Here is a 24,689-nt window from a genome sequence, read left to right on the forward strand (position 1 = left end):
TAAATTATCCAAAAATCATCAAGTTGCTTAACTTGTTGGATTGCAAAATAATATGTAATATTAAAACTTATTTCACATAAAAGTGTTAAGTTATTTAAAAAACATTGTAGATGATTTCATATTTAGTTGCAGGAACATTAACTCTTGGGGCAGTAGGTTGGATAACCAATACTATTAGAGAGCGGAAAGAACGAAAAATAAAAGAAGGAAACGAAAAATTAGAGAAGGAAAGGTTAATTAATCTTTTCAAATCCATTCTTCCTAGTGTCTATTCAGTAAATCGGAGTTTTCGAACTTTGACGAGCAATACGAATGGATATTTCTCAAACTATAAACTTGCTCAATGGAGAGAAAAGTATAGTGAAATACTGAAAAATACTATTTTTCAACAATCATTTAAAAACATAGGTTTAACATCTTCAGAAGAAAAGGAGATTGTTTTTTTTAAAAATCTTATCAGTAATGATGAAAACTCTCGTGAAAATTTTAATAATGAATTTTTAAAGTATGAATTAAAGCAAACCCAATCTCTATTGAGTAACATTGATGGTGGCAAATCTTTAGATGAACAACAAAGAGAAGCCATTATACGTGATGAAGATAATAGTTTAGTTATAGCAGGAGCTGGTTGTGGAAAGACTACAACAATTATGGGTAAAGTAAACTACCTTAATAGAAGTCTTAATGTTTCGCCTGAGAAGATTCTTTTAATTTCATTCACAAATCAAAGTGCAAAAGACTTAGCCAACAAAGTAAACATTACTGGAATTGACGCTAAGACATTCCATAAATTAGGATTAGACATTATAAAAGATGTTGAACAAGCAAAGCCATCATTATACAATGCAGATGAGTTACCCTATTTTATAAAAGATACATTTAAAAAGTTACTATCTGATGAAAGATACCTTAGGGTTTTGACAAGGTACTTCACAGATTTTATAAAGATTAGTAAAAGTGATTTTGAATTTAAGAATCAGGCAGAACATATACAGCATCTTAAAGACCAAAATTTTAGACCCTATAAAAAAGTTGAAGTTAAAGTAAATAACAAATTAACAGTTCTAAGGGAAATTGTAAAAAGTCAAGAAGAGTGCAAAATAGCCAATTTTTTATTATTTAACGGCATCGATTATAGATATGAGGAGCCTTATGAGGTAGTTACAAAAACTTTAGACCACAGACAGTACGAACCAGATTTTAGTTTATACCAAGGAAATAGAAGGATTTATTTAGAACACTATGCATTAGATAAGAGTGGAAATGTTCCCCCTTTTTTTGCTAACGAAAATACTAGTTTAGAGAAAGCAAAGATGAATTACCATACTGGAATTCGTTGGAAAAGGGAAACACATACAGAAAATGAGACTGTTTGTATTGAAACCTTTAGCTACCAGTTTAAAGATGGAACCGTTGAGAAAAGTCTTACTAGCTTACTTAAATCTAAAGGTTTTAACATTAAACCTTTATCTGAAGAAGAAAAGTGGAATTTAATTCAAGAGACTGCATCTGATGAGGTAACATCTCTGATTGCTTTATTTACGACTTTCCTAAATCTTTATAAATCGGCAAACATCACCTACGAAGAGCTAAAGAATAAAATTAAAGCTAAATCAGGCTTTGATAAAGAAAGATGTGAATACTTTATTGAACTATTTTATCCACTCTACAAAGCTTATGAAGAAATGTTGAAAAGAAAACAGCAGATTGATTTTAGTGATATGATAAATCAAGCTGTAAACTATCTTGAAAGAAACAAATATGTACATCAATACAAGTATCTCATTATCGACGAGTTTCAAGACATCAGTGTAGGAAGATACAAGCTCATTGATGCTTTTAAAAAACAAAGTGAGAATGTTAAATTATTTGCTGTCGGTGACGATTGGCAGTCAATATATCGCTTTACTGGTAGCGACATAAGTTTGTTCAATAGTTTCGAAAAATACTTTGGATTCACCAATACATCAAAGATAGAGACTACTTATCGGTTTGGTTTACCAATGATAGACATTTCTGGGAATTTTGTTATGAAAAATCCCGCACAAATTAAAAAAAGTCTTAGAAACAAGTTGGAAACTCAATCTGACATGGAAATTTTTTACACTTTTTCTGATGATAATGATGATACAGGGGCCTTAGAAAAAGCTATCAATAAAATAATCGAGTCTAAGATATTAAGTGGTGATGCCGAACCAACTGATGATGAAATAAAAGATATCCTATCGCATAAATACTATTTAATTGGCAGATACAACCACGACCTTAACAGAGTAAAAGTAGAGCAGACTAAGTTCAAAATTATAAAAGAAAACACTATAGAATATAAGTATAGTGAAAGATTAAAAGTTAAATTGGAATTCTTTACTGCACATAGGTCAAAGGGATTAGAGGCTGAATATACATTTGTATTAAATTGTAATTCTGGAAGACTTGGATTTCCATCTGAAATGTATGATGACCCCGTTCTCTTGCTACTATTGGGTGGTTCTGAAACATATCCCAACAGTGAAGAAAGGAGGCTTTTCTATGTCGCATTAACTAGGGCAAAAGTGAAAACTTCTCTAATTGCCAATAAGAGGTTTGCTTCAAAATTTATTATTGAGCTGGATGAAAGCCAGAATAACAAAGTAAATGGCAACCTAAAGTGTCCAAATTGTCGTTCAGGTGACTTAGAAGTGAAAACAGGATTTGGAATTAAAGATAAAAAAAAGTGGGCTTTTTATGGCTGTTCAAACTTTGCAATCTATGATTGTAAGTACAAAAGATGGCTTACTGACGCTCAAATAAAAATATTGGATAACTAGTAAGTACAGTATATTTAAACTGTTATAGAAAATCTGATTAGTCTATATACAAGATATTTAGAAAATTTCTTTCTGAACATGAATTTTAATATTAAAATGATAAACTAACTTAAAGTAACATATGAAGTATATATTACCTGTTCCTGAACTACAAATTGGAGATATTTTGATGGTGAATAGAAATGATACAACAGCATCTAGGATACGAGAAAAAACCAACAGTAATTATTCACACGTTTTGATTTATCGAGGTGATAATTGTTTTTTAGAGTCTGATGGCTTAGGGGTTACTTCTGTTAATCCGTGTAGGTTGCTATTTGAAAAATTTGAAGATGCTTGTGTTTTAAGATTGAAAGATATTTCAGAGCTTAGTAAACTAGCACAAAGTATAGGAAATGCTGCAAATAAAATTGGAACTAGTTATGCTAGCCCAAAAGAAGTATTACGAGGTATAAATTGCGAGGATGAGGAAGTGGTTGCAAATCAACCAAATAGGCAGTTTTGTACACGATTTGTTGCGCAAATTTACAAAGTAGCAGGACTGCCAATTGTGAAAAATGCAGATTACTGTTCACCAAAGGATTTTGAAGATAGCAGTATGCTATTTAATCTAAATATTTCTTTATTAGAAGCTTCTCAGAAACAGATTGATTTTGCTAATGAAAAGAATCCTCCAATTCAGCTTTCAAATGATGCTACTTATAACTTTTTTGAAGGTGTTAGAGCTATTGTGAGTGAAGATATCCAAACATTTCCTCAAGCTGAAGAGTTTTTGCTGTCTAACCCTCAGTTTGATGAGCAAATCACTACAATTCTTGAAACGACAGATTACTTATGGGTAGGTGATTTTGAGAGGGAATTGAATTCACATTTATATGATTTTGATTCATTTATACAGTATTATGGGTTTGAGGATGCCTTAAATTATGCAATATCAGATTTACAAAATGAAATTAATAGAACTTTTAATTTTAGAAATTCTATTGATAAGTATAAGAAATTGTATGATGAAACTTCGTTAAAGTATTTTGATGTTCATTATAAATGTTATCAAAGGCAATTACAGTTCTCACAAGAAAGGTTTACAGTATTTAGCCAAGTTATAATGAGTAGGCATGATTATGGTTACTAATCTTTAGTTTATGATAAAATGTATTTCAAGAAAGTAATTAATAATTTATATTTGTAAATAGTAATATGTATCCTTTCTAAAGATACTAAACTTGGGAACATTTTCGGACACAAAATAAAAAAAGAGAAAATGTAATTATTTAGAAATAAATAAGTTACATCTTCTCTTAAGCTTGAAAAGTGGAGTTGGAGGGATTCGAACCCTCGTCCAAACAAGCAATACATAAGATTTCTACATGCTTATTCTGCTATTGATTTTCGACTGGAGGCAGAGAGCAGACACCCAACTTCCAGCTTATCTTCTGAGGTTTTCGAGTTTTAGCCAAAGCATCTAAAACCTTATTTCTACATTCCTATATCTCAGGATCAAACGCCGTAGAACGGAGCATTTGTGAGACATCTTGCTTCCTTACTATCTTCGGGAAAGCGCTTGAATCTTACTTTATTCGGATTAAGCTGCAAGAGCGAACTCTTCGTTGCCAGTTAAAAGTTTGTAGCAAGGGATTAAAGAGATCGCGCTACGGTTCTCTGCATGCTTACTTACCCATTGACCTTGCTGTCGAAACCAGTCAACCCCATTAGATAAGATTGCAAAGATAATTTTTTTTGTTTAAATATGGTTAATAATAGACAAAGCATTTTTAAGAATGTCGTTTTAATCAAAAAAATGTCAGAATTTGCATCCTGACATTTTAAAATTTAATCTAATCTCTATTTTTAAGTAAAACCCATCCCGACAACTGAACCGGTTTTTTAGTTCTGCGGTCTTCCCAGAATAATTTATACCAATAAGTTCCGGTTGGCAGAGGTCTTTCTAGATGTCGTCCGTTCCAGATAGGATTTTTTGTGCTGGCATTAAATATAGATTTTCCATATCTATCGAATATACTTCCTTGAAAATTTCCGTATTTGCTGATTTCGCTGAAGTCGATAACATCATTTTTACCATCACTGTTTGGGGTGATAACATTAGACATGAAGAAAGTATAATATTCCATGTCGGAATAACAAAGCGCACCTCTGCTTTTTACTCTGATTGAATATTGAGTGTTTCTGAGAACATTTGTAAAAATATTTGAATTCTGCCAGCTAACTCCTCCGTCAATAGAATATTCTAACGGTAAATTTCCATTATTTTTCACATTGATTGTTAAAATATTGTCTTTGTAAATTACTTCCAGGATTTCTGGAGTTACAGTGTAAGAAACCGTAGCTGTGAATATTTTAGAACAAACTCCATTACTGATGATTACAGTATAAGTTCCGGCTAATTCAGTGGTTATTGTTTGTGTTGTAGCTCCTGTACTCCAATTGTAGGTGTAATTTTGTCCTGATCCTGCGTCTAAAGTTGCTTTGTCACCTTTACACATTTCAACATTACGTAAGGTAGAAACGATTTCAGGAACAACTTTAATTGTAATTGATGCTGGAGTTTGAGCAGTACAGCCATTAGCACCGATTCCTGTTACAGTGTAGATTGTTGTCGTCGTTGGAGAAACAATTTGAGTATTTCCGTTCCCTGTAAGACCTGTCCAAGTATATGTAACTCCTCCAGAAGCACTAAGTACAACAGATTCTCCTTGACAAATAGTGAGCTTTGGAGCAGTAACAATCAGAATAGGAGGTGTTGTATTTTTTATTACGGTTACAGAATTTTGTTTGGTACAACCTAATGAACTGGTAATAGTAAGTGTATAAGTTCCACTATTGTTTACGGTTGGTGTTAAAGTATTAGCTCCCGATACAATAGTTCCACCACCAGTTGCAGTCCATAAAAATGTGCTTCCTAATTGATATACAGAAGAAGTTGCGTTTAATGTAACTTGTGAATTGGTACAGGTAATTTGCAATGGAGTGTCAATATTTACTAAAATAGCAGGGCTCATTGTTACAGTTGCAGATTTTTGATATTGACATCCTGTAGGTGTAGTAACTGTTACTGTGTAAACTCCCGAAGCTGTCACGGTATTTGTTGGCGTGCTTGCTCCATTTGACCATGAAAATGTATTTCCTGTACCATTTGCTGTAGCTGTCAAAACTGACGAAGCGCCATCACAAGGTGTTAAATTTCCTGTAATTTGAACATTTGGATCTGTGCCTTGAGCAATTGTAATTGATGCAGGATCGCTCGTACAATTTCCGTTATTATTGGTTAAAGTATAAGTTCCAGCAGTATTTACGGTAATACTTTGGGTATTTTGACCTGTTGACCAAGTATTTCCTGTAGCAAAATTAGAGGTTAAAGTAATTATATTGTTTGTACAGATTAGATTTGAAGAAGCAGTAATCGTTGGAATTGGTTTTTGATTGACAATTAATTGTAATTCCGCAATTTTTGAACAGGTTGAAGATTTTACTCTTATATAAATGGTTGCACTTCCTGAAGTGTAAGTCGCTGGGGTAGAAATAGTATTTGTATTTCCAGCTAAAGCATCTGACTGATTGATATAATAATCAAAATTGATACTCGATGTTGTGCTGATATTTGGCTGTGCTGAGGTTAGGTCAAAAGTTGCCGTCGCAGAACCTGAACATTGACTTAAACTTGAATTCTGCACAGTCGGAACAACTCCCTGTGTCACCGTAACGGATTTTTGATAAAGACAATTTCCTGGAGTTTTTACAGTTACGGTATAAGTTCCCGCCGTTGAAACGGAAGTACTGTTTCCTATTCCCCCATTTGACCATGTGTAAATATTTCCCGTTCCATTAGCTGTAGCTGTTAACTGTGTCGGAGATTCACATAAAACAAGATTCCCCGCAATTTGTACATTCGGATCTGTATCCTGAGTGATTACAACAGAGGCTTGCGGACTTGTGCATGTTCCGTTAGTGCTTGTTAATGTGTAAGTTCCTGGTGTTGTTATGGTGATGGATTGAGTAGTTGCTCCGGTAGACCATGTGTTGCCGGTTGCGTTGTTGGAAGTCAATATTATATTTCCGCTAGGGCATAGAGTAGTGGTCGTAGAGCTTATATTGGCTGTTAAACTTTTATTTTTGAAAATAATTGCATTCGTTTGTTTACATGCATTAATTACACTCGTCGGATTATTCGGATCATGATAACTTACATTATAATAATAGATATTCGTTGTATTAACTGTGATTGGAGTGGTGATAGGGTTGTTTCCGGTCGTCGCATCATTAACATTGTTAAAATAAGACACCGTGAAATTCGGATTCCCATTTATTATTCCTGCAGATAATGAGCTGAAATCAAAAGTGTTACTATTGTTGCAGATGGAGATTTCTCTGGGCGAATTGGCACTCGGTCCCGGGCTTCCAGGAGCAATAAAAGGATTGGGAGCCAACGTAGAGTTGTTGAAAGGTGAAACAAATGTTGCTGTTCCTCCCCAAGTTAGATTAAAGGTATATACGGTTGTAGACCAATTGTCAAGGTATAAATAATAGGTTTGTCCGGCTACTACATCCATATATTTGCAATAAGGATCGGTAGCTCCTCCTCCGGATGTTGTGTTGGTGTTGGTCATGTTCATTCCGGTGCTCGTAAGGGCTCCCGATGCATTACATCTGATTGGGAATCCTCGGTTGGAGCAGCTTACATTCGGTCCGTAAATAGCCCAGTCGTAATCCACAGGTCCTGTAGGAACTAGGTTAAATGTAAGTGTTCCACTTGTTGCAATCGTGAATTTGTACCAAACCGAATTATGTTCACCGGTCGACAGGCATCCCCCAAGGTTTTCGTAAGTATTTCCGATTCCTGATGGAGTATAATTTATATTCGAATTTCCACAAACTGTAATCGCAGAAGTACAATCTTCCTGTGCGAAAACGGTATTATGAAGGATGAATAAAAATGAAAATAATAATTTTTTAATCATTGCTTAGTAAATAACAAGGGTGCGTTTATGTTTTTTTGTCAAAAAAAAGATCATTCTAAGATCTCGGAAAAATGATAAGATCTTATATGAATAGCGATGAATAAAGGAATTGAAATTATAGAAAACTTCATATCCTTAAAAGAGAAAAGATTAGGTGGGTAACAATAATATAGCTTTCATATTTGTTTGAATGTTAGTTTTTTGCAAAAATAAATAAAATAACAATAGATCAAGATAATTAATTTTATTTTGATATATATATTATCGTTTAGTTGTAATATTTCCTGTATTTAAGTTAATTTTTTAGGATAAGCATAAAGTTTTTTATAGTTGATTAAACCTTATAAACACTCCAAATAGATTCTTTTCCGGATAAATTTTAAATATTAATTAAAATAAAATTTTGTGGCTTAAGATAAAATGTATACTTTTGCAACTCAAAATGAGATGTAAAATATGTTAATAATTCCTGTAAAAGATGGTGAATCCATCGATAGAGCACTAAAGAAATATAAAAGAAAATTTGATAAAACGGGTACAGTTCGTCAATTGAGATCTAGACAAGCGTTTATCAAGCCTTCTGTAAGTTTAAGACAGTCTAAATTGAAAGCTGCTTATAAGCAAAGAGCACTTAGCAAGGAAGAACAGGCTTAAGAATTTTTTTTCTTAAACACATACTAAATTCACTTCTTAAATACTATATTTGAGGAGTGAATTTTTTCGTTTACGTCCTTCATCAATGTTAGATAAATTTTTAGAATATTTACAGTTCGAGAAGAGATATTCTCCTCACACCATTACAAGCTATAAAAAAGACCTTGAGGATTTTTCTCATTTCTATCTCAAAACAGAATCCTCCGAAGATATTTCCAAAGCAGACAAAAAAGTCATCAGAAATTTTATTGTTGAGCTCAGCGAAAATAATATTGCCAAGAGAAGTATCAACAGAAAACTCTCTTCACTCCGTAGTTTTTATCATTTCCTTTTAAAAATAGGCGAAATTAAGGTTTCTCCTACTGAAACTGTCTCTTCCCTGAAATTTTACGCAGAGAAGCAAATTCCCATGTCTAAAGAAGAAATGCAGGTTCTTAATGATCAGGTTTTTGAGGAAAAGCACAATATTCTCGAAAAATGCATCATGGAAGTCTTATATCAGACTGGAATTCGAAAAGCCGAACTTTGTGGCTTGATATTTGAGAATGTAGATTTAGGCAGAAACGACCTCAAAATTGTAGGAAAGGGAAATAAAGAAAGATACATCCCGATCTCCGAAGATCTTGCCAATCTGCTTAGAAGTTATTTAGAAATAAGGAAACCGCAGACCGAACACGAATTGTATTTTTTCGTCAGCAAGAAAGGCAAAAAACTCAATGAAAAATTTGTTTATGTGGTAGTTAATAAGTACCTTAGTCTTATAACAACAAAAGAAAAAAGAAGTCCTCACATCCTTCGTCATAGCTTTGCTACACACGTTTTGGATAATGGGGCAGAGATATCGAAAGTAAAAAAAATATTAGGACATTCCAGCCTTGCAAGTACACAAGTCTATACGAATGCTAATATAGAACAATTGAAAAAAGTGTTTAATCAGGCTCATCCAAGAGCATCTAAAAAAGAAGAATTATGAAGATCACAGTACAGTCAATTGGTTTAACTCCACACGAACCACTAGAGTCACACATTGAAAAAAAAGTAAGTAAACTTGAAACGTTTTACGACAAAATTCATGAATGTAAAGTGTTTTTAAAAGTAGAGAACAATGCAGATAAAGTTAATAAAACAACCGAGCTTATTTTGGCTGTTCCAGGCGATGATATTGTCGTTAAAAAGACTTCTGCAACTTTTGAAGAAAGTTTAGACCTTTGTGTTGATACTGCTAAAAAGCTACTAATCAAGAAAAAAGAGTTAGCATAGAAAAAAAAGATAAAAAAAGTCATAAAAAAATTTGAGAATTCAAAAAAACCGTTCTATCTTTGCAATCGCAAAAAGGGAGCAGCGTTCTTTTGAATTCTTTTTGATTTTAATGCCTCCATAGCTCAGTTGGCTAGAGCAGCTGATTTGTAATCAGCAGGTCGTGGGTTCGAGTCCCTCTGGAGGCTCTTTAATATAAACATTCGGGAAGATTCCAGAGTGGCTAAATGGGACTGACTGTAACTCAGTTGCTTCGGCTTCGCAGGTTCGAATCCTGCTCTTCCCACAGTTTATATTTAGAAAAAAAGTCTTGCAGGTTTAAAGAAATTTTCTTAGATTTGCAAACCGTTAAACCAATAGTTTTGGAAACAAAATTGCGAAAGTAGCTCAGTTGGTAGAGCGTCAGCCTTCCAAGCTGAATGTCGCGAGTTCGACCCTCGTCTTTCGCTCAAAAAGTCAGACTGAAAAGAATGATTTTTTTTACTACTGAAAAGTTTAGAGTAGAATTTTCTCAAAAGCTTTCAGTCACAATATTAAAATTGCCTCCATAGCTCAGTTGGCTAGAGCAGCTGATTTGTAATCAGCAGGTCGTGGGTTCGAGTCCCTCTGGAGGCTCATTTAATATAAACATTCGGGAAGATTCCAGAGTGGCTAAATGGGACTGACTGTAACTCAGTTGCTTCGGCTTCGCAGGTTCGAATCCTGCTCTTCCCACAGTTTATATTGAAAAAAAGTTTGCAAATTAAAAAGGATTTTCCTAAGTTTGCAAAACGTTAACCAATAATTTTGGAAACAAAATTGCGAAAGTAGCTCAGTTGGTAGAGCGTCAGCCTTCCAAGCTGAATGTCGCGAGTTCGACCCTCGTCTTTCGCTCAAAAAAAATCACTCTATCTTTAGCGTGATTTTTTTGTTTAAGGCCGACTTAGCTCAGCGGTAGAGTGCTTCCTTGGTAAGGAAGAGGTCACGGGTTCAAGTCCCGTAGTTGGCTCTCGTTACATCCCGAATTCACTTCGGGATTTTTTTTGCTTAAAACTTTTCTGTATCAAATAATGATTTTGAGAAAATAATTTCTAATTAAAGCATAAAATTTGTCAGGCTGGAACCACCTCTACATAGTTTAAGTTTTAAATTCCATTTAAAAAAAATCAATTTGATTTTACACTTAATTAGACTTAACTTCTTCACTATTCTTAATGGTTCAAATTATATTGAAATCAAAATGAGGTTCTATCAATAGAAATGGGCTTTAGCCTATTTAATAAATTAAAATCTTCCAATTTGGTTTTAACCAAAACTTATTACAATATTTCCACATTAAAATTACCTTTGCTGAGTGAATGTCCCTGCGAACGAAAATCAACAGTATTAAATTCAAAAAAACTTAGCGAGCCTTGCGTCAAAAAATATATTTAAGTTTTCACTCACAATCCTAACCTTAAAATTTAATTAAAGATTCCTCCACCCGTTTCAATTCCTTCACAATCATAAAAATTTTCGTTAAATTCGTGTAAAATAAATATTGATGAATATTCTTTTATTGGAAGACGACCTTATTCTCTCTGCAGAACTTTGTAAGTTTTTAGAATCAAACAATTTTACGTGTGATAAAATTTACGATGGCGAAACTTTTCTCCGTCAGATCAAAAACAATACATATAATCTGTATCTTTTGGATATCAATGTTCCGAAGATAAACGGACTGGATGTTTGCCAGACCATTCGTTCTTTCGATAAAAATACACCGATCATCATCATTTCTGCTTACGGAGATCTTTCAGATAAAAAAGATGCATTTACAAGGCTGGCAGATGATTATTTGGTAAAACCTTTTCAGTTTGAAGAGCTGCTTCTTCGTATGAATTCTTTATTGAGAAGAAAAACTCCTTTAGATAATTTAGATCAGGATATTATTAGAATAGATGATTTAATTATCAATAAAACCGAACAGAAAGTTTTCCGCGCCGGAAATGAAATTGCTCTTACCTTAAAAGAATTCCAATTGTTAGCTTATCTGGCAGAAGCGCAGGGAAGAACCGTTTCCAAGCAGCAGATCACGGAAAACGTTTGGGAACACAATTTCAATACCAATACAAATACTGTCGAAGTTTATATTAATTTTTTAAGAAAGAAAATTGATAAAGATTTCAAAGTTAAATTAATTCATACACGTTCCGGCTTCGGATATTATCTAAGTTCACTGTAAATGTCTTTAAAAAGAAAGATAGCGCTCAATCTCAGCATTGCCTTCTCATTACTTTTTGGTATTGTGATGGTAGTGATCTATATGTCTTTTAATGATTTCAGACGAGACGAATTCAAAGAAAGATTCAGACAGAGATTGGAGTTTACTTCGCATTTTATTTCAAAGTCTAAGGATTTTGAAGAAGAGGCACCTGTCTTTTTTAATGAAAACTCAGATAATATTCTTTTAAATGAAACAATTTTGATCTTTAATGGTCAAAAAGAATTGATCTACAGTACCATAAAAGACCGAAATGTCAGTTGGGACAATGCTTTACTGAAAGAATTAGACCGAAACAAAACCATTTACACCGAAAAAACTCAACCTGAAATATATGCAGCACTGAAAAGTATTAATGGTGAAAATTATTATATTCTTACAAGTGCTTTCGATACCAACGGAAAATCAAAACTAGAATATCTGAAATACCTTTTGATCGCGGCTTATGTGATGAGTACTTTGCTCATCGGCTTTTTTAGTTATTATTTTATGGGACAGTTTCTTCGCCCGCTGGAAGATCTTAATAAAGAGATTTCGGAGGTTACGGCACATAGATTAACGACACAGATTCCCGTTCAGCCTTCAAATGACGAAATAAGCATTCTCGCAAAGTCATTTAATACGATGATTGCAAGGTTAGACGATGTTTTTCAGTCTCAGAGAGATTTTACGGCAAGTGCTTCGCATGAGATCAGAACGCCGATTACCAGAATGGCTTTTCAGTTGGAAAATTTAATTAAACTACAACAGCATTCTCCGGAAACGTTGTCTTCTTTAAAACAGATTCAGAAGGATGTTTATCAACTGTCGGATCTTACAAATTCATTGTTGATTTTAACTAAATTCGATAAAGAAAACATTCAGACTTTATATGAAGAAGTAAGGATTGATGAAGTTATATTTGAATCCTATGAAGCGGTAGAAAAAAGCTATCCAAACCTTAAAATGGATTTTTTAATTTCTGAAAATACTTCCGAAAATGCTCTTCTTACCATTCCTGGTATTCAATCTTTATTAGATATTGTATTTATCAATTTGTTTAAAAATGCTGCGGTCTATTCCGACAATATGGAAGTGGATGTTTTAATAACAGAAACCAATTCTGATTTGACGGTTGATGTAGTTTCGAGTGGAAATGTTATCGAAGAACAGGATCGTTCAAAGCTATTTGAAGCTTTTATGAGAGGAAATAATTCTCAAAATATTTCCGGCTCTGGTCTCGGGCTTCGTATCGTAAAAAGAATTGTTGAATACCACGGCGCCGAAATTCTTTACTCTGCACCATCTGAAAAGACAAATCAATTCAGTGTAATTTTCAAAAAGTAGTTTTTATCTAATTACAACACACTCAATTTTTGTATTTCGAAAATAAGCGCAGCGGCTTTGTTTATCTTAAATTATTTTCAATACACTTTAATCCTTTGTCTGACCTTGCGATAAAATAAAAATTTAGCTTTCTTGAACCATTAATAATATTGAAGGAGTTAAGTTTAATTAAGATTAAAATCAGTTTTATTTTTTTAAGCGTAATGCAAAAATTTAATCTCTCAAAACAAAGAATATTTTCCATCAATTCTTTCATAATTCATTGTGAAAATCAGCCTTAAAAACCAAATTTAATTTTTTTTTAAGGCTCCTTTAAGGTCGTTTTAATCGAGCAAGGGCATTTTTGTAGCATGAAAACTGAGAGAATGAACAAAATTGCAGGACTGTTTGTTGTTATTTCTTCTTTAATGACAGCACAACAGCAAATGTCTCTTCTGGATTGTGAAAACGCTTTTCAGACGAATAATCTTCAGCTGCTCGCCGAACAATACAACATCAATATGGCCGACGCAGATATTTTGCAGGCCAAGATCTGGGAACTTCCACAACTAAGCGGATACATCAATGCTTACAATCCTGAAGATAAAAGAGCCTTTAATGTAAGCAAGGCAAAAGGCGCAGAAGTAACCCAGTTGATCTACATGGGCGGTAAAAAGAAAAACGAAATTGCTTTTGCAAAATCTAATAAAGAACTTGCTCAACTTCAGTTTTCTCAATTGTTGGTAGAGTTGAAAACGCAACTTCATACAACCTACTACAATCTTTACTATGAACAATTAAAATTAGACAATACCAATAAGCAATTAGGATACATGAATGATTTGCTGAGTGCTTATAAAGTACAGTCGGCAAAAGGAAATGTATCGCTAAAAGATGAGGTTAGATTGCAGAGCATCGTTATTCAATTAAATAATGATAAGATTGGAATTAATAAAAATATTCTTGAATTTGAACAAAATCTAAAAGTCTTAACCGGAGTTACGGAAGATATCGAGCCACAGCTTTCGGAATCGGAAGCTAAAGAAGTTCTAGCTGCTCAACCTTTCGGAGATGAAGCGGAATTAAAAAGAAAAGCGGTAGAAAATAATGCAGATTATCTATATAATTTAAAATTGATAGACAATAGCAAACTCTATTCTCAATGGCAAAAATCCTTAAATGTACCTGATTTAAATGTCGGAGCACAGTGGGATCAAAACAGCGGAACTTTTAGAAATGAAGTCAATCTGATGGTCGGAATTCCTTTGCCTTTATGGAAAAGCAATCAGGGAAATATAGAAAAAGCAAATTATGCGATCAAGCAAAATCAGAAGAATGCAGAGTATCAGAAATTAAACCTTGAAACTAAAGTTCAGTCTGCGTACAAAACCTGGAAAGGTCAATATGATCAATTAGCAGAGATCAAAACAACCGACCTCAATAATCTCGAGCTTGTCTACAACGGAATGTTGAAAAACTTCCGAAACGGAAATGTAAGTCTTATAGAATTCACAGACTTTATGGAAAGCTATAGACAGACCGCACTTCAGATCTATGATATGAAAAACGAGATCATACAATCCGCAGAACAATTGAATCAACTAGTACAAACGAAAATCTTCTATTAAAATGAAAAAATATATAATTGCTGTATTTGTGGCTTTGTCACTGTTATCTTGTTCTAAAAAAGAGGAAGAAGAAAAAGCACCACAGGCCAAAAAAGGATTTGAACTGAGCAACACCATGCTGAAATCTATTTCTTTAGCAAAAGTTGAGAAAAAATACATAGAAGATAACTATAGTTTTTACGGAAAAATATCTGCAGACAAAAACAGTTACATCGACGTTTATCCTTTGGTAGGCGGAAATGTCATGAGTGTAAATGTTGAATTGGGAGATTATGTGAGAAAAGGGCAGGTGCTGGCAACCATCAGAAGTACAGAATTGGCGGATGTTCAAAAAGATGTCAGCGATGCAAAAACAGACTTGGTTGTTGCTCAAAATAACCTTCGCGTTGCAAAAGAAATGTATGAAGGAAAGCTGACGACCGAAAGAGAAGTTCTGGAAGCAAAAAGTCAGCTTCAAAAAGCACAAGATCAAATGCAGAGATCAAACGCAGTAAGTACAGTTTATAATGTTAAAAAAGGAAATATTTACAGTGTGACAGCGCCAATTAGCGGATATATCGTTCAAAAAAACATCAATAAAGACATGCAGTTGAGAAGTGATAGAAGCGAAAATATTTTCGACGTTGCTAATACAACCAATGTTTGGGCGATCATGAACGTTAATGAATCTGATATTGATAAAATCAACCTCGGTATGTCGGCTCAGGTCTCCACATTATCTTATCCCGACAAAGTTTTTGACGGAAAAATCGATAAAATATTCAAAATTATAGATCCTCAAACCAACACGATGCAGGCAAGAGTTGTTCTGGACAACGCCAACGGATTATTGATTCCCGAAAGTAAAGCAACGATAAAAATTTCAAGTTCAGAAAATAATATGGCGCTTACAGTTCCTTCCAAAGCGGTGATTTTTGATGATAACAGAAGTTTTGTGGTGATCTATAAATCCAGAACAGATTTAAAAGTGAAAGAAGTAAAAGTTTTAAAACAGGTCGGCGACGTTACTTACATTTCCGAGGGCTTGTCTGAAGGAGAAGAAGTAATCACCAATAATCAATTATTGATTTACCGCTCTTTGAATAATTAAATTTTATTTTGAGTTTTAATTTGAAACATTAAGAATTATGTAGAGTTAAGAGGTTAATTTTAATTAAGAAAAACATCTAAACATATTTTTAAGTATTGAATCTTATCCAATTCGCTTGCGAATTACTTAATAACCCTTAACTCCTTAAATAACCCTTAATGGTTCAAAAAATAAATCTTAAAAATAAGATAATACATCTTTGCTGAGTGAAACGCCTTAGCAAACGTAGAAATATGCAGAACAATTTAAAAAAAAACTTTGCGAGCCTTGCGTTAAAATCAAGACAAAAAACTTTCAACGACTTTTTTAGGTCACAATAAATCTATCATGAATAAATTCATAAAAAATATAATTGCTTTTTCATTAAAAAATAAAGCATTTACCTTTATTTGGGTTGCTATTTTGGCGATTGCGGGATTTATAAGTTTCAAAAATATGCCGATTGAAGCTTTCCCAGACGTTACCAATACCCAAATTGTAATCATCACCCAATGGAATGGCCGAAGTGCAGAAGAGGTAGAACGCTTCGTCACGACGCCTATCGAGTTGGCGATGAGCCCGGTTCAGAAGAAGACAAGTGTGAGAAGTACCACAATGTTTGGACTTTCCATTGTAAAGATTCTGTTTGATGATGGGGTGGATGACATGTTTGCCAGAAATCAGGTCAATAACCAATTAAGAAATGTCAGCCTTCCTGATGAGGTAGACCCAGAAGTTCAGCCACCCTACGGGCCAACCGGAGAGATTTTCCGATATACATTGGAGAGTAAAACGAAAGATTCCCGAGAATTATTAACCTTACAAAACTGGGTGATCGACCGTGCATTGAGAGGCGTTCCTGGAGTTGCGGATATCAATGTTTTTGGAGGTCAGGATAAAGTTTTTGAATTAAGTATTGATCCGAGAGCGTTGGATAAATACAATCTGACACCGTCTCAGGTTTATGATGCAGTTACCCGAAGCAATTTAAATGTCGGAGGTGATGTTATCGAGAAAAACGGACAAGCCTATGTTGTCAGAGGAATCGGATTGGTGAAATCTGTTGCCGATATTGGAAATATTACCATCCAAAATGATAGCGGAAACCCTGTTTTGGTTAAAAATGTTGCTGAAGTTCATGAAAGTTCAATGCCTAGAGTAGGGCAGGCAGGATTAAATAACCAAGAAGATACCGTTGAAGGAATTGTCGTGATGAGAAAAGGCGAAAATCCGCGTGAAGTTTTGGTTGGGGTTAAAGCTAAAATTAAAGAATTAAATGAAAAGATTCTTCCAAAAGATGTCAAAATGGTCACTTTCTACGACCGTGATAACTTGATGGATTTTACCACTGAAACGGTAATGCACAACTTATTGGAAGGGATTGTGTTGGTAACAGTAATTGTTTTAATTTTCATGGCGGATTGGAGAACTACTTTAATTGTTTCTATTATCATCCCATTATCGTTATTGTTTGCATTTTTATGTTTAAAACTGGCGGGAATGAGTGCCAATTTACTTTCTTTAGGAGCCGTTGACTTTGGAATCATCATTGACGGAGCCGTCGTCATGGTAGAAGGAATCTTTGTAATGCTCGATCATAAAGCAAAAAAATACGGTCCTGAAAAGTTCAATAAAATGGCAAAAGCAGGCTGGATCAAGCAAACCGGAACAGGCTTAGGAAAGGCTATTTTCTTTTCAAAATTAATTATCATTACCTCATTAATTCCAATTTTCTCATTTCAGAAAGTGGAAGGTAAAATGTTCTCACCATTGGCCTTTACATTAGGTTTTGCATTAATTGGAGCTTTGATTTTTACCCTGACTTTAGTTCCTGTACTTTCACATATTCTATTAAATAAAAATGTTAGAGAAAAGAATAATCCTTTTGTTAATTTCTGGGACAGAATTGTTTTAAAAGGTTTCAGTTTTACATTTAAACATAAAAAAATGAGTTTAATTGTTGCCATTTCATTTTTGGCGGTGACTTTATTCTCAGGAAAATTTTTAGGAACAGAATTTTTACCTCAGTTAAATGAAGGTTCATTGTGGATCACTGCAGAAATGCCGATGAGTTCATCATTAAAAGAATCTTTGAAAACAGCCGATCTTTTAAAGAAAGACATTATGAGCTTCCCGGAAGTGACGGATGTTCTGGCGCAGACGGGTAGAAGTAACGACGGAACAGACCCTAATGGATTTGGTTTTGTACAATTTGCTGTCAACCTGAAACCCAAAGAAGAATGGAAACGAAACATCAGTTATGAAGAATTAATTGAAGGAATCGACAAAAAATTGAGAAATTATCAGGGAATCACTTTTAATTATTCTCAACCCATTTCTGATAACGTTGCAGAAGCAGTTGCCGGTTTTAAAGCCGAAAATGGAATTAAAATTTACGGAGATAATTTACAGACATTGGATCGATTAGCCGATGAGGTTCTAAAGCAAATTAAAGATGTTGACGGCGTAAAAGATCCCGGAATTATTAAAAATATCGGTCAGCCCGAAGTAAGTGTTGTACTTGATAGAGATAAAATGGCCGCTTACGGAGTAATGCCCGCCGACGCACAAGCGGTTTTGGAAATGGCTTTTGGTGGAAAAACAGCATCAGAAATGTTTGATGGAGAGAGAAAATTCCCGATAAGACTTCGTTATTCTCAGGAATACAGAAAAGATGAAAATGACATCGCTGCTTTGATGGTTCCTACACAGGACGGCGCAAAAATTCCATTAAAAGAGATCAGTAATATTGTTAAAGATAATGGAGCTGCATTTATTTATAGAGATGATATCAAACGTTACATCGGAGTGAAATTCTCAATTCGTGACCGAGATTTGGGAAGTACGATTGCCGATGCTCAGAAAAAAGTAGCCAATATTGAACTTCCGGACGGATATTCTGTAGGTTGGACTGGCCAGTTTGAAAATCAGCAAAGAGCTTCACACAGATTGGCGCAGGTAGTTCCCGTAAGTATTGTGATGATTTTCTTCCTTTTATTTATCCTTTTTGGAAACATGAAAGATTCTCTTTTGGTATTGGCCAACGTACCTTTTGCATTGATCGGAGGAATTATCGCGCTTCACGTTACAAGAATGAATTTCGGAATTTCAGCCGGAGTTGGAATGATCGCTCTTTTGGGAATCTGTATTCAAAACGGGGTTATTTTGATCACGGAATTCCATCAGAACGTCAAGAACGGATTAAATTTAGATACAGCCATATTTAGTGGAGTAAAATCCAGAACAAGACCTGTAATTATGACTGCGTTAATGGCATCGATCGGACTTTTACCTGCTGCCTTATCTACAGGAATCGGTTCAGAATCTCAAAAACCTTTAGCCATCGTAATTATTGGTGGATTGATAACCGCAACAGTACTTACATTATTGATATTCCCGATTATTTTCTGGATTTTCAACAGAACGAAAAAATCGGAACAGATTTAATTCTTCTATCATTATATATATATTAATTGAAGCGCGGAAAACAAAGTTTTCCGCGCTTCTTAGTATCAAAATAATTTGTTATGAATTTAAAATCCTAGCCCAACTGCAAAAGCTTTTACAGCATTTGGGTAATCAGAAACTGAAGTTGCAGCTCCTGTTGTTGTATTCACCGAATAAATTTTTGTTGATGAACCTACTGAAGCCATTAAATAAGCTTTCTGACTCATACTTCCGATATCAAAACCATTTGCACTCGTAATATTGATTCCTAAAGCTCCGGTTTCAACTAAAGTTCCGTTGTTTGGCGGGTTTTGTTGATATAATTTATCAGTATTATGATCAATAACAAATAGGGTAGTAGCGGTTGCTCCTGCAAAATTATTAGTGTAAGCAGCTGCACCTATCATTGCTCCGACAGGATTAATTGCCGTATCTACTGCTGTAATTCCTCCGGTAACCGGATCTAAACGAAGATTTTGCCCAGTGTTGCTTACTACTCGTATTTTATCTACTAATGGATTAAAATCAAATCCAAAATCAGTTCCTGCAAGTAAAGTGGCAAAAGGAGAGCTTCCGACTGCTGTTGCAGCGCCTGTTCCTAAATTAATAGTGTAAATTCTGCTTGTACTTCCTAATGCATACAATTGTCCGTTCAGAGGACGGAAATCAATTCCTAAAATATTTTCTCCACTTTGTAATCCTGCAACCGCTTTTGAAACCGGCATCGGACTGTTAGGATTAAATATTTGAAGATTATTAGTATTGTCGATAGCATAAGCTACTGCTTCCGTCGGGATCGCAAGATCAATAATAGGTTGTTGCAATACGCCAATATTGGTCGTTTTACCGTTGTTTAGATCTAATAAATGAAGATTGTTATTTAAGGCTAATAAAGCAACGCTGTTATCATATTTAATATCGAAAGCAGCCTGTCCAGTAAATGTAGTTCCCAAACTTCCCACTTCTACCAATGTTCCGTTGTTGGGAGGATCTTGTTTAAATAATTTCCCTGAAGTAACATCAATATCATATAAAACGGTAGAAGAAGCACCGGCTTTACTGTTGGTATAAGCAACTCCCGTAATTGATGGAGAACCAGATCCGCTAATATTGGTATCTGAAGCTGCAAGTGCTCCTGTTTCCGGATGCAGGCGCAGGTTTTGGCCTGTACTGCTCACCAAACGGATACGGTCAACCGTCGGGTTAAAATCAATCGAAGCAATAGGCCCTGAAATTGCTGGACTAAATGCTGTTGAACTCACCACTCTTGCTGATGCGTTAGAAGTATTAATAATGTATAATTTGCTAGCATTTGATAATGCATATAATTCGCCTGTTGCAGGTCTGAAATCTATACTTAATAATTTCTCTCCGGCAACAATTCCCGCCACAGCTGTTTTGGAAGTGAACATTTTAGGATTGTTAGAATTAAAAGCGACAAGCTCATTTGTACCTGTTAATCCGTAAACCATGACATCCGGTCCTTTTACATTTTCTTCGGCCATCATCATCTCATCATCGGAATCATCGCATGAAAATATTGTCGTGACAGTAAATAGAGCCAGACAAAGGTGTAGTAGTTTTTTCATAATATTAATTTTTATGGGTTTATATTATCTACGAGAAAAGATTTAATATGGTTTTTTTACGATAAAATTTTAACGTTATGATTTTTTAACTTCTCATAAAATATTCAGAATTAGTCAGATACTTCAGATTTCTTAGAAATTGGTTATTAGGATTTTTTCAATCGAGAAATTTGTGTAAATTTGCAGTCTCAATACATAGAAATATAGGGTTTGTAATTCTTTGAATTTGAATGTTTAAATTTTTTTAAATAAAAAGGTTTTGATATTTAAAAATTCATTATATTTGCACACCGAAAATTTGAATAAACAATAAATAAATAATTTTACATCATGGCAAAGGAAACGTTTAATCGTAACAAACCACACTTGAACATTGGTACTATTGGTCACGTTGACCATGGTAAAACTACACTTACTGCAGCAATTTCTGCTGTATTAGCGAGCAAAGGTCTTGCTGAGAAAAAAGATTTCTCTGCTATTGACTCTGCTCCAGAAGAAAAAGAAAGAGGTATTACTATCAATACGGCTCACATCGAGTACGAAACTGAAAATAGACATTACGCTCACGTTGACTGTCCAGGTCACGCGGATTACGTAAAGAACATGGTAACTGGTGCTGCTCAGATGGACGGTGCAATCGTAGTATGTGCTGCAACTGACGGACCAATGCCTCAAACTAGAGAGCACATCTTGCTTTGTCGTCAGGTAAATGTACCTAGAATTGTTGTTTTCATGAACAAAGTTGACATGGTGGATGATCCAGAATTGTTAGAGCTTGTTGAAATGGAACTTAGAGACTTATTGTCTACTTACGATTTCGACGGAGATAACTCTCCAGTAATTCAAGGTTCTGCACTAGGAGCACTTACTGCAGCTACTGCAACTCCTGTTAATTCAGAAGATAAGTGGTTCAAAAGTGTTGAAGAATTAATGGATGCTGTTGATACTTGGATCGAGCAACCACCAAGAGATACTGATAAGCCATTCTTGATGCCAATTGAAGACGTATTCTCTATTACAGGTAGAGGTACTGTTGCAACTGGTAGAATCGAAGCTGGTATTATCAACACAGGTGATCCTGTTGATATCATCGGTATGGGTGAAGAAAAATTAACTTCTACTATTACAGGAGTTGAGATGTTCAGAAAAATCCTAGACAGAGGTGAAGCTGGTGATAACGTAGGTCTATTGTTGAGAGGTATTGAAAAGACTGACATCAAGAGAGGTATGGTAATCGCTAAGAAAGATTCTGTTAAGCCACACAAAAAATTGAAGGCTTCAGTTTATATCCTTTCTAAAGAAGAAGGTGGACGTCACACTCCATTCCACAACAAATACCGTCCTCAGTTCTATGTAAGAACTACTGACGTTACAGGAGAGATCTTCTTACCAGAAGGTGTTGAAATGGTAATGCCTGGAGATAACTTAGAAATCACTGTAGAATTGTTACAACCAATCGCTCTTAACGTAGGTCTTAGATTTGCGATCAGAGAAGGAGGTAGAACAGTTGGTTCAGGTCAGGTTACTGAAATCTTAGACTAATCATCTTAAAATAAATAAAGCTTCCGAAAGGAAACTCTCGGAAGCTTTTTATCTACGGGCATCGTCCAATGGTAGGATACCGGTCTCCAAAACCGTTGATCAGGGTTCGAATCCTTGTGCCCGTGCAAATATAAATTATGAGTTCATTTATCGATTTTTTAAAAGGTTCTTATATCGAATTCAGACATAAAGTTGAATGGCCAAAATGGTCTGACTTGCAGTCGTCTACTATTGTCGTAACTATTGCAACAGTAATCTTGGCATTATTTACCTTTGGGGTTGACGAATTGTTTTCTAAATCAATTAGCAACATAATTGGAATGCTAATTAACGTGTTCAACTAAAAAAGTATTTTCCCATAATGAGCGAATTGAAATGGTATGTGCTGAAAGCAATCAGCGGACAGGAAAATAAAGTGAAAAACTATATTGAGACAGAAATCAAACGTTTAGGGTTTGAGCAGTACGTTACTCAAGTGGTTATTCCTATGGAAAAGGTTATTCAAATTAGAAACGGAAAAAAAGTTCCTAAAGAGAAACCTTACTATCCTGGGTACTTGATGGTTGAAGCTGATCTAATGGGTGAAATTCCTCACGCTATTAAGAACATTCCGGGAGTTATATCTTTCTTAAGTTTAACAAAAGGAGGAGATCCTGTACCGATGAGAAAATCTGAGGTAAACAGAATGTTAGGCAGAATGGATGAGCTTTCAGAATTTGCCAGCGATGTTGAGATTCCTTATATTGTAGGTGAAAACGTTAAAGTTATTGACGGACCTTTCAACGGATTCAACGGGACAGTTGAAAAAATTCTTGAAGATAAAAAGAAAATCGAAGTTTCTGTATTGATCTTCGGTAGAAAAACTCCAATGGAGTTAAGCTTTATGCAAGTAGAAAAAGTATAATTAAGCGTTTACTTTTTACATTATAAATTAGAATACCACCAATCGGTGGTATTTTTTGTTTTATACAGTACAAAATGAATTTCTGTATAATAATTAGATGATTTTACTTAAGGAAATTATCAATCTCTATCCTTAATTTAGGAATTATTATTAACCATTTAAATATTTTTTTACTTTTAAATATTTTATATTTTTTTTCAATTATTTTTTTGCTTTTCACTAAAATGAAAATTTAATATTGTTATAACCTTATTTTAAGGTGATTTATGTTATTAAATTTAATATCCAAATTTCTGTTTCAATTGGCCTTTAAATAGATTTTAATAATGATTCTTTTGATTAAACGTTTACCCATTTTACTTTTGGATTAAATTTAAATCATAAGGAGATGAAAAAAAGATTATTAGTTATTTTATTATGTGTGAGTAGTTTTCATTACGCTCAGGTAGGTATTAATACAACAAATCCTCAAGGTGTATTTCATATTGATGGAAGTAAGGATAACCCAACAACTGGAGTTCCTAGTGTTGTTCAGCAGTCAAATGACTTTTCAGTTATTGGATCATCGGGTTTAGGAACTGGTACAATAACAGTGGGAATTGGTACTACAGCACCAACTCAAAGTTTGGATATTGCCAATGGTAATTTAAGAATTAGAAATATCAATAATTCTGTAGGAATTTCCAGCGACAAATTATTGGTGGCAGACCCAAATGGCATAATAAAAGTGGCAGGTGGAGATTCATTCTCGGCATCGGATAGTGGAAATAGAATGTTAAATGCTGTTGGTGGAATCGATATGAATGCTGCGAATGACTGGAATGATAATGAATTCACCACCTTAAAATTGGATGAATCATACGATCCTCAAAACGCATACGATCCTACAACTGGAGTATATACTGTTCCTAAAGACGGACTGTACTTTTTATATGGTGTTTGTGGATTTACAACCCCTGGAAGTGGATCGGGAACTTTTGACGGAACTTCGGGGGATGCTTTTACAGCTTTATATGTAGATACAGGACGTGTTGCAACAACAAATACAGTAATTCACAGGGGTAATAAAAATCCATCTGTAACAATGCCTCCAAATAGTAATTTGTATTTTTTAACAAGTAATGCAACTATTTGGTTAAAGGTTGGGCAAAAGGTTTCATTACAGTTTTTGACCTACGGAACAAATAATATGGTAGGAAACTTAAGTGATTTAAAAATTAGCAGAATCAGTTCTAGATTAATAATTAATAAGCTCTTATAAAATTTTATTAA

The 24,689-nt window shown here is 34.4% G+C and carries 16 protein-coding genes, 8 tRNA genes and 1 other RNA gene; 22 read left to right on the plus strand and 3 right to left on the minus strand.

The features are described from left to right. Nucleotides 1-110: 110 nt before the first annotated feature. A complete protein-coding gene (locus A0O34_RS12010; RefSeq protein ID WP_066754933.1) occupies nucleotides 111-2,807 on the plus strand; it encodes a UvrD-helicase domain-containing protein in 2,697 nt (898 codons plus the stop codon). A 121-nt stretch (nucleotides 2,808-2,928) separates the two neighbouring features. After that, nucleotides 2,929-3,939 carry a C40 family peptidase gene (locus A0O34_RS12015; protein WP_066754935.1) on the plus strand — a complete coding sequence of 337 codons (1,011 nt, stop codon included), beginning with the start codon at nucleotides 2,929-2,931 and terminating at the stop codon, nucleotides 3,937-3,939. A gap of 177 nt (nucleotides 3,940-4,116) precedes the next feature. On the opposite strand, the gene ssrA is transcribed toward A0O34_RS12015, so the two are convergent. Together ssrA and A0O34_RS12025 are read right to left on the minus strand one after the other, a co-directional pair. After that, nucleotides 4,117-4,515: a transfer-messenger RNA gene (gene ssrA, locus A0O34_RS12020) on the minus strand. Between the two features lie 127 nt (nucleotides 4,516-4,642). Continuing rightward, entirely contained in the window at nucleotides 4,643-7,780 is a 3,138-nt protein-coding gene (locus A0O34_RS12025) for a T9SS type B sorting domain-containing protein (RefSeq protein ID WP_066754936.1), read from the minus strand. A 456-nt stretch (nucleotides 7,781-8,236) separates the two neighbouring features. Between A0O34_RS12025 and rpsU the strand changes: the two genes are divergently transcribed. The 15 genes from rpsU (at nucleotide 8,237) to A0O34_RS12105 (ending at nucleotide 19,382) form a co-directional block, all read left to right on the plus strand. Next, on the plus strand, nucleotides 8,237-8,434 hold the full coding sequence (gene rpsU, locus A0O34_RS12030; RefSeq protein WP_066754938.1) for a 30S ribosomal protein S21: 198 nt from the start codon (nucleotides 8,237-8,239) through the stop codon (nucleotides 8,432-8,434). 85 nt (nucleotides 8,435-8,519) lie between these two features. Continuing rightward, nucleotides 8,520-9,407: a tyrosine-type recombinase/integrase gene (locus tag A0O34_RS12035; RefSeq protein ID WP_066754940.1), complete on the plus strand. Its 888-nt coding sequence runs from the start codon at nucleotides 8,520-8,522 to the stop codon at nucleotides 9,405-9,407. Further along, nucleotides 9,404-9,694: an HPF/RaiA family ribosome-associated protein gene (locus A0O34_RS12040; protein ID WP_066754944.1), complete on the plus strand. Its 291-nt coding sequence runs from the start codon at nucleotides 9,404-9,406 to the stop codon at nucleotides 9,692-9,694. Before A0O34_RS12035 ends, A0O34_RS12040 begins: the two co-directional genes overlap by 4 nt. A gap of 111 nt (nucleotides 9,695-9,805) precedes the next feature. Next, nucleotides 9,806-9,879, plus strand: a tRNA-Thr gene (locus tag A0O34_RS12045). 17 nt (nucleotides 9,880-9,896) lie between these two features. Beyond that, nucleotides 9,897-9,977 (plus strand) — tRNA-Tyr (locus A0O34_RS12050). A gap of 90 nt (nucleotides 9,978-10,067) precedes the next feature. Next, nucleotides 10,068-10,140: transfer RNA gene (locus A0O34_RS12055), tRNA-Gly, on the plus strand. A gap of 92 nt (nucleotides 10,141-10,232) precedes the next feature. Then, a tRNA-Thr gene (locus tag A0O34_RS12060) sits at nucleotides 10,233-10,306 on the plus strand. Nucleotides 10,307-10,324: 18 nt separating this feature from the next. Then, a tRNA-Tyr gene (locus A0O34_RS12065) sits at nucleotides 10,325-10,405 on the plus strand. Nucleotides 10,406-10,491: 86 nt separating this feature from the next. Further along, a tRNA-Gly gene (locus A0O34_RS12070) sits at nucleotides 10,492-10,564 on the plus strand. Nucleotides 10,565-10,607: 43 nt separating this feature from the next. Next, nucleotides 10,608-10,679: transfer RNA gene (locus A0O34_RS12075), tRNA-Thr, on the plus strand. A 534-nt stretch (nucleotides 10,680-11,213) separates the two neighbouring features. Then, nucleotides 11,214-11,894: a response regulator transcription factor gene (locus A0O34_RS12080; RefSeq protein ID WP_066754946.1), complete on the plus strand. Its 681-nt coding sequence runs from the start codon at nucleotides 11,214-11,216 to the stop codon at nucleotides 11,892-11,894. Next, on the plus strand, nucleotides 11,895-13,259 hold the full coding sequence (locus A0O34_RS12085) for an ATP-binding protein (RefSeq protein ID WP_066754948.1): 1,365 nt from the start codon (nucleotides 11,895-11,897) through the stop codon (nucleotides 13,257-13,259). Nucleotides 13,260-13,624: 365 nt separating this feature from the next. Next, on the plus strand, nucleotides 13,625-14,866 hold the full coding sequence (locus A0O34_RS12095; RefSeq protein ID WP_082891253.1) for a TolC family protein: 1,242 nt from the start codon (nucleotides 13,625-13,627) through the stop codon (nucleotides 14,864-14,866). A 1-nt stretch (nucleotide 14,867) separates the two neighbouring features. After that, nucleotides 14,868-15,956 (plus strand): efflux RND transporter periplasmic adaptor subunit, encoded by a 1,089-nt coding sequence (locus tag A0O34_RS12100; RefSeq protein WP_066754952.1) that lies wholly within the window; start codon nucleotides 14,868-14,870, stop codon nucleotides 15,954-15,956. A gap of 327 nt (nucleotides 15,957-16,283) precedes the next feature. Further along, nucleotides 16,284-19,382 (plus strand): efflux RND transporter permease subunit, encoded by a 3,099-nt coding sequence (locus tag A0O34_RS12105; RefSeq protein WP_066754954.1) that lies wholly within the window; start codon nucleotides 16,284-16,286, stop codon nucleotides 19,380-19,382. Between the two features lie 86 nt (nucleotides 19,383-19,468). On the opposite strand, the gene A0O34_RS12110 is transcribed toward A0O34_RS12105, so the two are convergent. Further along, complete coding sequence (locus A0O34_RS12110) at nucleotides 19,469-20,971, minus strand: DUF4394 domain-containing protein (RefSeq protein WP_066754956.1); 1,503 nt, start codon at nucleotides 20,969-20,971, stop codon at nucleotides 19,469-19,471. Between the two features lie 330 nt (nucleotides 20,972-21,301). Between A0O34_RS12110 and tuf the strand changes: the two genes are divergently transcribed. From tuf to A0O34_RS12130, 5 genes are all read left to right on the plus strand, one after another. Further along, entirely contained in the window at nucleotides 21,302-22,513 is a 1,212-nt protein-coding gene (gene tuf, locus A0O34_RS12115; RefSeq protein ID WP_066754958.1) for an elongation factor Tu, read from the plus strand. Nucleotides 22,514-22,567: 54 nt separating this feature from the next. Then, nucleotides 22,568-22,638: transfer RNA gene (locus tag A0O34_RS12120), tRNA-Trp, on the plus strand. Between the two features lie 12 nt (nucleotides 22,639-22,650). After that, a complete protein-coding gene (gene secE / locus A0O34_RS22095; RefSeq protein ID WP_072412212.1) occupies nucleotides 22,651-22,857 on the plus strand; it encodes a preprotein translocase subunit SecE in 207 nt (68 codons plus the stop codon). Nucleotides 22,858-22,874: 17 nt separating this feature from the next. Then, nucleotides 22,875-23,417 carry a transcription termination/antitermination protein NusG gene (gene nusG, locus A0O34_RS12125; RefSeq protein WP_066754960.1) on the plus strand — a complete coding sequence of 181 codons (543 nt, stop codon included), beginning with the start codon at nucleotides 22,875-22,877 and terminating at the stop codon, nucleotides 23,415-23,417. 388 nt (nucleotides 23,418-23,805) lie between these two features. Continuing rightward, nucleotides 23,806-24,678 (plus strand): hypothetical protein, encoded by an 873-nt coding sequence (locus A0O34_RS12130; protein ID WP_066754962.1) that lies wholly within the window; start codon nucleotides 23,806-23,808, stop codon nucleotides 24,676-24,678. Nucleotides 24,679-24,689: the final 11 nt, after the last annotated feature.

It is taken from the genome of Chryseobacterium glaciei, assembly GCF_001648155.1.
Classification (GTDB): Bacteria; Bacteroidota; Bacteroidia; order Flavobacteriales; family Weeksellaceae; genus Chryseobacterium; species Chryseobacterium glaciei.

Excerpts from the sequence above, each read along its gene's own strand:
- A0O34_RS12010 (WP_066754933.1), top strand. The coding sequence starts at position 111 with ATGATTTCATATTTAGTTGCAGGAACATTAACTCTTGGGGCAGTAGGT.
- A0O34_RS12015 (WP_066754935.1), top strand. The coding sequence starts at position 2,929 with ATGAAGTATATATTACCTGTTCCTGAACTACAAATTGGAGATATTTTG.
- A0O34_RS12025 (WP_066754936.1), bottom strand. The coding sequence starts at position 7,780 with ATGATTAAAAAATTATTATTTTCATTTTTATTCATCCTTCATAATACC.
- rpsU (WP_066754938.1), top strand. The coding sequence starts at position 8,237 with ATGTTAATAATTCCTGTAAAAGATGGTGAATCCATCGATAGAGCACTA.
- A0O34_RS12035 (WP_066754940.1), top strand. The coding sequence starts at position 8,520 with ATGTTAGATAAATTTTTAGAATATTTACAGTTCGAGAAGAGATATTCT.
- A0O34_RS12040 (WP_066754944.1), top strand. The coding sequence starts at position 9,404 with ATGAAGATCACAGTACAGTCAATTGGTTTAACTCCACACGAACCACTA.
- A0O34_RS12080 (WP_066754946.1), top strand. The coding sequence starts at position 11,214 with ATGAATATTCTTTTATTGGAAGACGACCTTATTCTCTCTGCAGAACTT.
- A0O34_RS12085 (WP_066754948.1), top strand. The coding sequence starts at position 11,895 with ATGTCTTTAAAAAGAAAGATAGCGCTCAATCTCAGCATTGCCTTCTCA.
- A0O34_RS12095 (WP_082891253.1), top strand. The coding sequence starts at position 13,625 with ATGAACAAAATTGCAGGACTGTTTGTTGTTATTTCTTCTTTAATGACA.
- A0O34_RS12100 (WP_066754952.1), top strand. The coding sequence starts at position 14,868 with ATGAAAAAATATATAATTGCTGTATTTGTGGCTTTGTCACTGTTATCT.
- A0O34_RS12105 (WP_066754954.1), top strand. The coding sequence starts at position 16,284 with ATGAATAAATTCATAAAAAATATAATTGCTTTTTCATTAAAAAATAAA.
- A0O34_RS12110 (WP_066754956.1), bottom strand. The coding sequence starts at position 20,971 with ATGAAAAAACTACTACACCTTTGTCTGGCTCTATTTACTGTCACGACA.
- tuf (WP_066754958.1), top strand. The coding sequence starts at position 21,302 with ATGGCAAAGGAAACGTTTAATCGTAACAAACCACACTTGAACATTGGT.
- secE (WP_072412212.1), top strand. The coding sequence starts at position 22,651 with ATGAGTTCATTTATCGATTTTTTAAAAGGTTCTTATATCGAATTCAGA.
- nusG (WP_066754960.1), top strand. The coding sequence starts at position 22,875 with ATGAGCGAATTGAAATGGTATGTGCTGAAAGCAATCAGCGGACAGGAA.
- A0O34_RS12130 (WP_066754962.1), top strand. The coding sequence starts at position 23,806 with ATGAAAAAAAGATTATTAGTTATTTTATTATGTGTGAGTAGTTTTCAT.